General features: G+C 34.4%; 1 protein-coding gene. It reads left to right on the top strand.

Annotated elements, in window-relative coordinates:
• The first annotated feature begins 372 nt into the window (after positions 1-372).
• Entirely contained in the window at positions 373-498 is a 126-nt protein-coding gene (locus IQ457_RS13675; protein ID WP_274600275.1) for a hypothetical protein, read from the top strand.
• Positions 499-508: the final 10 nt, after the last annotated feature.

Below are 508 nucleotides of genomic sequence, written 5' to 3'. Positions count from 1 at the left end.
ATACTTGTTTGCCAATTAGGGACACGCCCTAATATTACATACTTTTAAATTTGCTATTTGCAAATTCGCTAATAGCGAAATAAATGTTGATTAATTTTTTTCTTATTGTATAATCTAAAATGTTAGTTGATGTATAGACGAACTACTCATCATAAGTATTAGGTAAGATTTTTACCTGCGGAGGATTAGAACCCTCTACCTTTTGCTGGGCTCATGCGGGCTTTATTCGACGTATTGTAATGGTTCGGTATCGTGCTTGCTTGCGATGAGAGCAAGCAAGCACCTGTTAGGATTGACCGCTGATTAAGTCTATTTTTCTAGTTGAGATGAGAGTATTAGTGATTTTACTGATACTAACTAGGAGAAATGTTTATGGAAAACTCAACTAATAATCAGCAACCGCTTAAGGGAAGTAAAAAATGGTTAAAGAAGTCAATCTTCTTACTGTTGAAAGCTTTTAAAATTATTGGTGGTGTATCAGAAAGTATGCTGAGTTAATAAAGGAGAG

Origin of the sequence: Psychrobacter sp. M9-54-1 (genome assembly GCF_016613355.1) — a bacterium.
Taxonomy (GTDB): domain Bacteria; phylum Pseudomonadota; class Gammaproteobacteria; order Pseudomonadales; family Moraxellaceae; genus Psychrobacter; species Psychrobacter faecalis.
This window is presented reverse-complemented; position numbering and strand designations above follow the sequence as displayed.